Genomic DNA, 9,690 nt, shown 5'->3' with positions numbered 1-9,690 from the left:
GCCGGGGTGGCCCGCGCGCCACCCGCCTTGGCGTTTTCATCGATCTTCGTCAGCGCGGACTGGTAGGCCGTCCGGGCTTCATCACGCTTGTCCTGCATCAGCAGCACATCACCGCGCGCTTCGAGAAAGCGCGCTTCAAGCGCTGGGGCGACCTTGCCGTCGAGCTGCTTGTTCGCCTCGTCAAACGCCTGTTCCTCGATCAGCACATACGCCAGACGCAGGCGGCCGAGGTCGCGCAGCATGTCTTCCGGAGCGTTCGCCTTCACCCACTCCAGCTGCGCGCGTGCGGTCTTGGTGTCGCCGTTGTCGACATGGAGCTTGGCCGACAGCAGCGCGCCCAGGCTCGCATACGCGCTGCCGCCGAAATGTTCGGTCAGCTGACCGGCGGTTTCGCGGGTTTTCTTCAGGTCGCCGGCAAGGGCGGCATCCTGCAGCGCGTCGAACACGACGCTGGCCTTCACCGCCTGGTCGCGGTTGTACCAGTTCCACGCCTGATATCCGATCAGCGACGCTGAAACCGCGATCACCGTCCAGGTGATCAGGTTGCCCCACGCCGCCCACCATGCCTTGATGGTCGAAAGCTGTTCCTGCTCTTCAAGATCGAGTGCTGCCATGTCCTGGACTCCTGTCCGGTTTTTCCGGTTGTAGATTGATTTTCAGTGCAACAGCGGTTCTTCGTCGTCGGTGTCGTCGCCACCGAGCAGCAGCATGGCCAGATGTTCGGCCACGTCGTCGCGGCTGATGCGCATCTGGTCGCCCCCGCGCAGGGGCTTGAACGTGACATCGCCCGATGCGACCTCGTCTTCGCCCAGTATCAGCGCGACCGCAGCGCCGGAAGCATCCGCGCGCTTCATCTGCGACTTGAAGCTGCCGCCGCCGCAGTGCATCAGCGTCGCGAAGCCTGCGTCACGCAGCTGCTCGGACAGCGCGAAGGCCTCCGCCTGGACGCCGTCTCCAGAGTGGACGACATAGGCTTCCGGGCGTTCTATCAGTGCGTCGGCCTGTACCGGATTCCACAGCGACAGCAGACGTTCGATGCCCATGGCAAAGCCGGCTGCCGGAGCCGGTTTGCCGCCGAGCTGCGAGACCAGTCCGTCGTAGCGGCCGCCGGCACACACCGTTCCCTGGGCGCCAAGCTGGTCGGTCACCCACTCGAATACGGTGAGGTTGTAGTAATCCAGTCCGCGCACCAGGCGCGGATTGATTCGGAACGGAATGTTCGCGGTGCGCAGCGTGTCCTGGATGGCGGTGAAATGCGCGAGCGATTCCTTGCCCAGATAGTCGGACAGCTTCGGCGCCGCTTCGACCAGCGCCTGCATGGCCGGATTCTTGGTATCCAGGATGCGCAGCGGATTGCTGTGCAGGCGGCGCTTCGCGTCCTCATCCAGCTCTTCCTGGTGCGCTTCGAAATAGGCGATCAGTGCTGCACGATGCTGCAGGCGCTCCTCGGGCGAGCCGAGCGAATTGATTTCCAGCCGGATGCCCATCAGGTCGAGGTCGTCCCACAGGCGCTGGCACATCATGATCAGCTCGGCGTCGACATCGGGCCCGGTGAAGCCGAGCGCTTCCACGCCAACCTGGTGGAACTGGCGGTAGCGACCCTTCTGTGGCCGCTCGTGGCGGAACATCGGACCCATGTACCAGAGCTTGCGCGGGCTGTCGTACAGCAGGTTGTGCTCGGTCACGGCGCGCACGCAGGAGGCGGTGCCTTCCGGGCGCAGCGTCAGGTTTTCGCCATTGAGGGCGTCTTCGAAGGAATACATTTCCTTCTCGACGATGTCGGTGACTTCACCGATTGCGCGCTTGAACAGCGGTGTGTGTTCGAGCAGCGGCATGCGGATCGGGCGGTATCCGTACGCGCGCAGCCAGTCGCGCACGATGGTTTCGAAGGCTTCCCAGCGTTCCGCCTCGTCCGGCAGGATGTCGTTCATGCCGCGAACGGCTTGCAGTTTGCTCATTGTTCTTTGTTCAGGCGCCGGTCGTGCCGGCGATCTTCCTGGTGTAGGTGCGGGCAACGTAGGCGTCGACGATGCTGCGGAACTCGGCAGCGATGTTGTCGCCCTTCAGCGTGACGGTTTTTTCACCGTCCTCGAACACCGGCGCGACCGGCGTCTCGCCGGTGCCCGGCAGCGAAATGCCGATGTTGGCATGCTTGCTTTCACCCGGGCCATTCACGACGCAGCCCATCACGGCCAGCGTCATCCGTTCGACGCCGTCGTACTGCGTTTTCCAGTCAGGCATCCGGTCGCGCACATGGCTCTGGATGTCGGACGCCAGTTCCTGGAAGAAGGTCGACGTGGTGCGTCCGCAGCCAGGGCAGGCGGCGACCATCGGCGTGAACGCGCGCAGCCCCATGGTCTGCAGCATTTCCTGCGCCACGATCACTTCCTTCGTGCGGTCGCCGTTGGGTTCGGGCGTCAGCGATACGCGGATCGTGTCACCGATGCCCTGCTGAAGCAGTACCGCCATAGCCGCGGTCGACGCCACGATGCCCTTGGACCCCATGCCGGCTTCGGTCAGGCCCAGATGCAGCGGGTAATCGCAGCCCTTCGCGAGTTCGCTGTAGATGGCGATCAGGTCCTGCACGCCGCTGACCTTGCACGACAGGATGATGCGATCCGGCGAAAGGCCCCACTCGACCGCTTGCGCGGCGCTTTCCAGCGCCGATGTCACCATGGCTTCGCGCATCACTTCGATGGCGTCCTTGGGCTGCGGCCGGCGGGCGTTTTCGTCCATCACGCGCGCCAGCAAGGTCTGGTCGAGGCTGCCCCAGTTCACGCCGATGCGCACCGGCTTGTCGTAACGGCAGGCGATTTCGATCAACGCTGCGTACTGTTCGTCGCGCTTGCTGCCCTTGCCCACATTGCCCGGATTGATGCGCAGCTTGTCCAGTGCCTCGGCGCAGGCCGGATGTTCTCGCAGCAGCTTGTGACCGTTGAAGTGGAAATCGCCCACGAGCGGCACATCCACATTCATCTTCAGCAACTGCTCGCGCACCCTGGGCACGGCGGCTGCGGCCTCCATCGTATTCACCGTAATGCGCACGATTTCCGAGCCGGCGCGCGCCAGCTGGGCCACCTGGATGGCAGTCGAAATGTGGTCTTCGGTGTCGGTGTTGGTCATCGACTGCACGACCACCGGCGCGGCCGAACCAATCGTGACGCCCGCGACCTTGACCGAACGCGTCGCGCGGCGGACCAGCGAACTCATTGCTTGATCACCCATTACTCGAGCCTCAGTCGCGCGACATCAACCTTGATCGACGGCGCCAGGTCATGCGGCTGTCCATCGACCTTCAGGGTCACGGAACGCGCATTTCCGATGACCAGAGAGACCGGAAAGGTGGCATTCACCATCCGCGTGCTACCGCTTCGATTCAGGTCCGACAGCAGGATGGCGTCACCGGCATCCCGGATTTCCACCCACGAGTCCGTGCTGAAGGTGAATTCAAGTCGGTGCTGTCCCGGTGCCGCCTCGGCAACGGCATCCGGTGGCGTTGTGGTGGCGATCGCATCGGAGGCCGCATCACTCGCCAATTCAGCCGGCGGCGGCAGCACATCGCTGGCCGACGCATCGACCTGATCGAAGCGGACACCGCCGGTTTCGTCCGTGGATGCGGGACCGTCGAGTGGCGACGGATCGATCCGGGAAACATCTGGCTGACCGGCGACCGGCACGTCCGCCGGCCAGAATTCGAACCATACATAAAGGGCAAGGCCCGCCAGCACCGGAACGCTCATCGCCAGCAGCGGCAACAGCCACTTGCGCCGGGCAGACTGCACCGGCATGGCTACACCTACATTCGCCTGTTCGATCAACTGCGGCGTGGCACGTACATGCTGCTGGTCGAGACTGCCCAGCAAAGTCTGCGCGTCTAGACCGATCAGCGCCGCGTAGTTGCGTATGAAACCTCGAACGTAGGTCGGGCTCATCAGGCTGTCGAAATCGTCCGCTTCGATCGCTTCAACCTGACGCGGTGCCAGCTTGATCGCACGCCCGACACTGTCGATCGTCATGCCACGCGCTTCGCGCGCCTGCCTCAGTCGCGTGCCGACCGAACCTGTGGGCGGATCGCGCGGCAGATCGACCACCTCATCCTGCTCAGACATCAGTCGTAATTCCCCTGCATCAGTTGCTGGTGTTCAGGTGTGCCGGCAAAGCGGCGGCGCAACTGGCTGGCGAAACCAGCCTCGGACACCTTGTCGCCCAGTTTGCGTTCGATACGCACTGCAAGCCAGAGACTTTCCGCCACTGAATCGCGCTGCGCGTGGAAATTGCTCAGCTGCTTGCGCGCCTCGAGGTAGCTGCCCTTGCGATAAAGCAGTGCCGCCAGGTTGTAGATCGCCTGCGTATTGCCTGGGTCGGCGTTGATCGCGAGCAGGAAATTGACTTCCGCGGTCTGCAGGTCATTCGCCTGCAATGCGCACAGAGCCGCATTCGTGTACGGCCGGGTCGGCGTGGCATACAGCGGGTTCCTGATCGCCTCGTTGAACAACTGCATCGCCCGTGCGGTGTCACCGTCCTGGCAAAGGAACCAACCGAAGTTGTTGTTGATGTCCGGATCGCTTGACGCCAGACGCAGCGCACGCTCGAAGTTGTCGCGCGCCTGCTGCTTCTCGCCCAGATACATATGCGCCAGGCCCATCAGGTTGTAGGCCGGACCGTAGGACGCGTCGTCGCGCAGTGCGGTGCGCCCTTCTTCGAGCGCGATCGCAACATTTCCGGCCTCTAGGTAGGCCATGCCCAGCTCGGTATGCGATTTCGCTCGCGTGCGGGCAGCCCCCGTCACGATGGGTTCGAGAGGCTTGTACTCCGACGACTGCGCACCGGTACGACTCTGCACGGTGGTGGTCGTGTTCGGATTGCCTGTCGTGGAGCCTGTTGAATTTCCGCCCTTGCTGCCCGCACATCCGGCGAGCAGGACGGCGAGCGACAGGATGGTCGCAACACCTGCTGAAAATCTGGTCACCGCGCTGGCACCTCCACGAGTGGAATGGTTTTCTGCGTACGTCGGGTGCGGTCGAGCACCTGGCCGGCGAGCTGCCCGCAAGCGGCGTCGACGTCGTCGCCGCGCGTCTTGCGGGTCGTCGTGACGATGCCTTCCGCCATCAGGATGTCCGAAAACGCACGGATGCGCTCTTTTGACGACCGCCCGAACGGTGCCGCAGGAAACGGGTTGAACGGAATCAGGTTGTACTTGCACGGCACCTGACGCGCAATCGCGACCAGTTCGCGCGCATGTGCGTCGCTGTCGTTCACGCCGTCCAGCATCACGTATTCGAAGGTGATGAAATCGCGCGGCGCGTGATCGAGGTAGCGCACGCACGCGGCCAGCAACTCGCGCAATGGATACTTCCTGTTGATCGGCACCAGTTCGTCGCGCAGCGCATCATTCGGCGCGTGCAGCGATACGGCAAGCGCGACCGGGCAGGCTTCGCCCAGGCGGTCCATGGCCGGCACGATGCCGGAGGTCGACACCGTCACCCGACGACGCGACAGGCCGTAGGCGTTGTCATCGAGCATCAGGCGCAGCGCCTTCACCGTGGCATCGAAATTGGCCAGCGGCTCGCCCATCCCCATCATCACGACGTTCGAAATCACACGTTCGCCGTCATTCTCGCCACCACGCACGGCGCCCAGCGCGCGATTGGCCAACCACAGCTGGCCGATGATTTCCGATACCTCGAGATTGCGGTTGAAGCCCTGCTTGCCGGTCGAGCAGAATGCACAATCGAGTGCGCAACCCGCCTGGGTCGAAATGCACAGCGTACCGCGACGCTCTTCGGGAATGAAGACGGTTTCGATGGCATTGCCGGCGCCGACATCGATCAGCCACTTGCGCGTGCCATCGGTGCTGGTGCTGTCGCGCACCGGCACCGGTGCCTCCACGCAGGCGATCTGTTCGAGCTTCGCGCGCAACGACTTGGCGACGTCGCTCATCTGAGCGAATTCCCCCTCGCCGTTGCGGTGAATCCAGCGCATGACCTGCCGCGCGCGAAAGGGCTTTTCGCCAAGACCGGCGAAAAAGTCAGCGAACCCTTCGGCGTCGAATTGCAGCAGGTTGGTGCGGGTCACGCGGCGGCTCTCAGCGCGAGTAGACGTTCAGCGCGGGGAAGAAGTAGGCGATTTCGACAGCGGCGGTTTCCGGCGCGTCCGAGCCATGCACTGCGTTGGCGTCGATCGAATCGGCGAAATCGGCGCGGATGGTGCCGGGCGCGGCCTTCTTCGGATCAGTGGCACCCATCAGGTCACGATTCTTGAGGATGGCGCCTTCGCCTTCCAGTACCTGGATCATCACCGGGCCGGAAATCATGAAATCGACCAGATCCTTGAAGAACGGACGCTCGCGGTGCACGGCGTAGAAGCCTTCGGCCTCGGCGCGCGACAGCTGGGTCATGCGCGATGCGGCGATCTTGAGTCCGGCGTCTTCGAAGCGCTGGTAGATCTTGCCGATGACGTTCTTGGCGACGGCGTCGGGCTTGATGATCGAAAGGGTGCGTTCTGCTGCCATGGTGAATCTCCGGAAAAATGCTGCGGGACGTAGAAGGACAACCGTAGATTGTAGCAAGACCGGGGCCACAAGTCTTCGCCTTGACGTCGCGGATCGGCTTCCCGGCTGTCCGATGGCGTCTTCTGCTTCAGAAGGTTATCGAAGTTTCAGTAATTACTGAAATTTGATGTACATTAACGAAACCGCAGAAAACCCTTGCAATCCACACGTTCATGACTCCACTCGTACAGAGCTTTGTCGGCCACTTCGGCGAGATGGGCAGCCGCTGGGGCATCAATCGCACGGTCGGCCAGATCTACGCGCTGATCTTCGTGTCGCCGACGGCGTTGTGTGCCGACGAGATTGCGGACACGCTCGGCTGTTCGCGCTCGAATGTGAGCATGGGACTGAAGGAACTGCAGTCCTGGCGGCTGGTGAAGATGAAGCATGTCGCGGGCGACCGGCGGGAATTCTTCGAGGCGCCGACCGATGCCTGGGAAGTGTTCCGCACGCTGGCCGAAGAACGCCGCCGGCGCGAGATGGAACCGACCCTGACCATGCTGCGCAGCGCGCTGCTCGAAGAACCGGGCAGCGAAGCCGACCGCATTGCGCAGGAACGCATGCGCAGCATGCACGATCTGATCGATCTGATGAGCACGTGGTTCGACGATGTGCAGCGGCTCGATGCCCAGACACTCGCCAAACTGATGCGTATGGGTTCCAAGGTGCAGAAACTGCTGGAACTGACCGGCCAGCTCAAATCCGGCAGCAAGGAGTGACCTGATGGATCTCGATCCCGTCCTGCTGGCGCGCATCCAGTTTGCCGCCAACATCACCTTCCACATCCTGTTTCCGACCATCACGATCGCGCTCGGCTGGATGCTGCTGTTCATGCGCTGGCGCTGGCTGAAGACAAACCAGCGCCCCTGGCTGACGGCCTACCGCTTCTGGACCAAGGTTTTCGCGCTCACTTTCGCGCTGGGCGTGGTCAGTGGCATCACGATGAGCTTCCAGTTCGGCACCAACTGGCCGGGCTTCATGGAAAAGGTCGGCAACATCGCCGGTCCGCTGCTGGGCTTCGAGGTGCTGACCGCCTTCTTTCTCGAGGCGACCTTCCTCGGTGTCATGCTGTTCGGCCATGGCCGCGTCAGCGAACGTATACATATGCTGGCCACCTTCCTGGTCGCCTTCGGCACCACGATGAGTGCCTTCTGGATCCTGGTCCTCAATTCATGGATGCAGACGCCGGTCGGCTACGAAATCATCGATGGCGAATTCCACGTGACCAGCTGGCTGGAAATCATCTTCAATCCGTCCTTCCCGTGGCGATTCGCGCACATGCTGCTGGCGTCCTTCCTGACCATGTCCTTCCTGGTGGCGGGCGTTTCGGCCTGGCAGGTGCTGCGGCGCAAGGCCAATCCGTCCAGTGCGGTGGCGCTGCGTGCCGCACTGACGCTGGCCGCCCTGCTTATTCCGGTGCAGATCGTCGTGGGTGACATGCATGGCCTCAACACCCTGCAGCACCAGCCGCAAAAGATCGCTGCGATCGAGGGGGTGTGGGAAACCGAGAAAGGCGCCCCGCTGCTGCTGTTCGCACTGCCGAACGAGGCGGAACGGCGCAACGACTTCGCGATCGGCATTCCGAAGATGGCCTCTTTCATCCTGACCCACGAATGGGACGGCGAACTGAAAGGACTGAACGAGTTCGAGAACCATCCGCCGGTCAAACCGCTGTTTTTCGGTTTTCGCATCATGGTCGCCGTCGGCACGATGATGCTGCTGGTCAGCTGGGTCGGCTGCTGGATACTGCGCCGCCACGGCTGGCAGCCCGAGCGGGCGCCGCGCTGGCTGATTGCGTCGATTGCCGGCATGACCTTTTCTGGCTGGGTGGCCACCGTCGCGGGTTGGTACGTGACCGAAATCGGCCGTCAGCCGTGGATTGTGCAGGGTCTGATCAAGACCGCGGATGTCGCGTCGTCGACGCCTGCGCCCTACATCGCGCTCACGCTGGCCGGCTATCTGATCACATACGCCGCGCTGATCGCCTGCTACATCGGCGTACTGCGCTACATGGCTGAAAAGCCGTCCGACACCTACGACCCGGCGCCCACCGGCGGCGCGGCCGTGCTCGGTGGCGCGCAACTGGCGCGCAAGGCAGGTGAAGCATGACCTGGGCCGAGTTCCTGCCGGTCATCTTCATGGGCCTGATGGGCCTGTCGATGTTCCTCTATGTGGTGCTGGATGGTTTCGACCTGGGTGTCGGCATGCTGCTGCATCGCGCCAACGACAGTCAGAAGGACATGATGATCGCGTCCATCGGACCGTTCTGGGACGCCAACGAAACCTGGCTGGTGCTCGGCGTCGGCATTCTGCTGATCGCCTTCCCGAAGGCACACGGTGTCGTGATGACTGCGCTTTATCTTCCGATCGCGCTGATGCTGATCGGGCTGATCCTGCGCGGCGTCGCCTTTGATTTCCGGGTCAAGGCGCAGGACACCCACAAGCCGCTGTGGAACCGCGGCTTCTTCATTGGCTCGACCGTCACGTCGGTGGCGCAGGGCTGGATGCTCGGACGCTTCATCACCGGCTTCGCCGAAGGCGCCGTCTATGACCTGTTCGCGCTGGCCATCGCCATCGCCCTGCCCTGCGCCTACGTGTTGATGGGCGCCAGCTGGCTGGTACTCAAGACAGACGGCGAGCTGCAGCGTCGCGCCGCGCAGTGGGGCCGGACTGCCCTGATACCGGTGATCATCGGCATGGGACTGATCTCGCTGGCCACGCCCTGGGTCAGCAGCACGGTGGCCGAACGCTGGTTCAGCCTGCCACAGCTGATCGGCTTGCTGCCGATTCCGTTCGCCACCTTCGCCTGCTTCGTGGCGCTGTGGTGGACCCTGTCGGGCACGCGTGCGCTGGGCACGCTGTGCTGGCTGCCGTTCATCCTGACGATCGGCGTGTTCCTCATGGGGGGCCTGGGCCTGGCCTACAGCCTCTATCCCTATGTCGTGATGGACCGCATCACGATCTGGCAGGCCGCCAGTTCAACGGCTGCCCTCAATCTCATCCTGGCCGGCTGCGCCTTCACGGTACCGGCCATACTGGGTTACACCTTGTTCGCCCATCGCGTGTTCTGGGGCAAGGCCACCGAACTGCGCTACGGCTGACCGGCTGGGGGGCGGATGCCGCGCGGCATCCGCCCCCCA

General features: G+C 63.2%; 10 protein-coding genes. 3 read left to right on the top strand and 7 right to left on the bottom strand.

Going from position 1 to position 9,690, the window contains the following annotated elements; translation table 11 throughout:
* The 7 genes from NMQ16_RS00285 to ndk all read right to left on the bottom strand — a co-directional run.
* A partial coding sequence (locus tag NMQ16_RS00285) for a tetratricopeptide repeat protein (protein WP_257078463.1) occupies window positions 1-614 on the bottom strand: 614 nt, incomplete at its 3' end.
* A 42-nt stretch (window positions 615-656) separates the two neighbouring features.
* Window positions 657-1,958: a histidine--tRNA ligase gene (gene hisS / locus NMQ16_RS00280; protein ID WP_257078462.1), complete on the bottom strand. Its 1,302-nt coding sequence runs from the start codon at window positions 1,956-1,958 to the stop codon at window positions 657-659.
* Between the two features lie 10 nt (window positions 1,959-1,968).
* Window positions 1,969-3,210, bottom strand: a complete 1,242-nt coding sequence (gene ispG, locus NMQ16_RS00275; protein WP_257078461.1) for a flavodoxin-dependent (E)-4-hydroxy-3-methylbut-2-enyl-diphosphate synthase — start codon at window positions 3,208-3,210, stop codon at window positions 1,969-1,971.
* A gap of 14 nt (window positions 3,211-3,224) precedes the next feature.
* Window positions 3,225-4,109, bottom strand: coding sequence for a RodZ domain-containing protein (locus tag NMQ16_RS00270; protein ID WP_257078460.1), 885 nt, complete (start codon window positions 4,107-4,109; stop codon window positions 3,225-3,227).
* Complete coding sequence (pilW, locus tag NMQ16_RS00265) at window positions 4,109-4,969, bottom strand: type IV pilus biogenesis/stability protein PilW (protein WP_257078459.1); 861 nt, start codon at window positions 4,967-4,969, stop codon at window positions 4,109-4,111. The genes NMQ16_RS00270 and pilW overlap by 1 nt, the downstream gene beginning before the upstream one ends.
* Window positions 4,966-6,075, bottom strand: a complete 1,110-nt coding sequence (gene rlmN / locus NMQ16_RS00260) for a 23S rRNA (adenine(2503)-C(2))-methyltransferase RlmN (RefSeq protein WP_257078458.1) — start codon at window positions 6,073-6,075, stop codon at window positions 4,966-4,968. The genes pilW and rlmN overlap by 4 nt, the downstream gene beginning before the upstream one ends.
* A gap of 10 nt (window positions 6,076-6,085) precedes the next feature.
* Complete coding sequence (gene ndk / locus NMQ16_RS00255; RefSeq protein ID WP_069037375.1) at window positions 6,086-6,511, bottom strand: nucleoside-diphosphate kinase; 426 nt, start codon at window positions 6,509-6,511, stop codon at window positions 6,086-6,088.
* 212 nt (window positions 6,512-6,723) lie between these two features.
* Between ndk and NMQ16_RS00250 the strand changes: the two genes are divergently transcribed.
* Genes NMQ16_RS00250 through NMQ16_RS00240 form a run of 3 tightly spaced genes read left to right on the top strand, consistent with a single transcriptional unit; the run spans window position 6,724 to window position 9,651 of the window.
* A complete protein-coding gene (locus NMQ16_RS00250; RefSeq protein WP_257078457.1) occupies window positions 6,724-7,269 on the top strand; it encodes a GbsR/MarR family transcriptional regulator in 546 nt (181 codons plus the stop codon).
* Window positions 7,270-7,273: 4 nt separating this feature from the next.
* Entirely contained in the window at window positions 7,274-8,659 is a 1,386-nt protein-coding gene (locus tag NMQ16_RS00245) for a cytochrome ubiquinol oxidase subunit I (RefSeq protein WP_257078456.1), read from the top strand.
* On the top strand, window positions 8,656-9,651 hold the full coding sequence (locus NMQ16_RS00240) for a cytochrome d ubiquinol oxidase subunit II (RefSeq protein WP_257078455.1): 996 nt from the start codon (window positions 8,656-8,658) through the stop codon (window positions 9,649-9,651). Before NMQ16_RS00245 ends, NMQ16_RS00240 begins: the two co-directional genes overlap by 4 nt.
* Window positions 9,652-9,690 lie beyond the last annotated feature (39 nt).

Source organism: Methyloversatilis sp. XJ19-49 (genome assembly GCF_024580145.1).
Classification (GTDB): Bacteria; Pseudomonadota; Gammaproteobacteria; order Burkholderiales; family Rhodocyclaceae; genus Methyloversatilis.
This window is presented reverse-complemented; position numbering and strand designations above follow the sequence as displayed.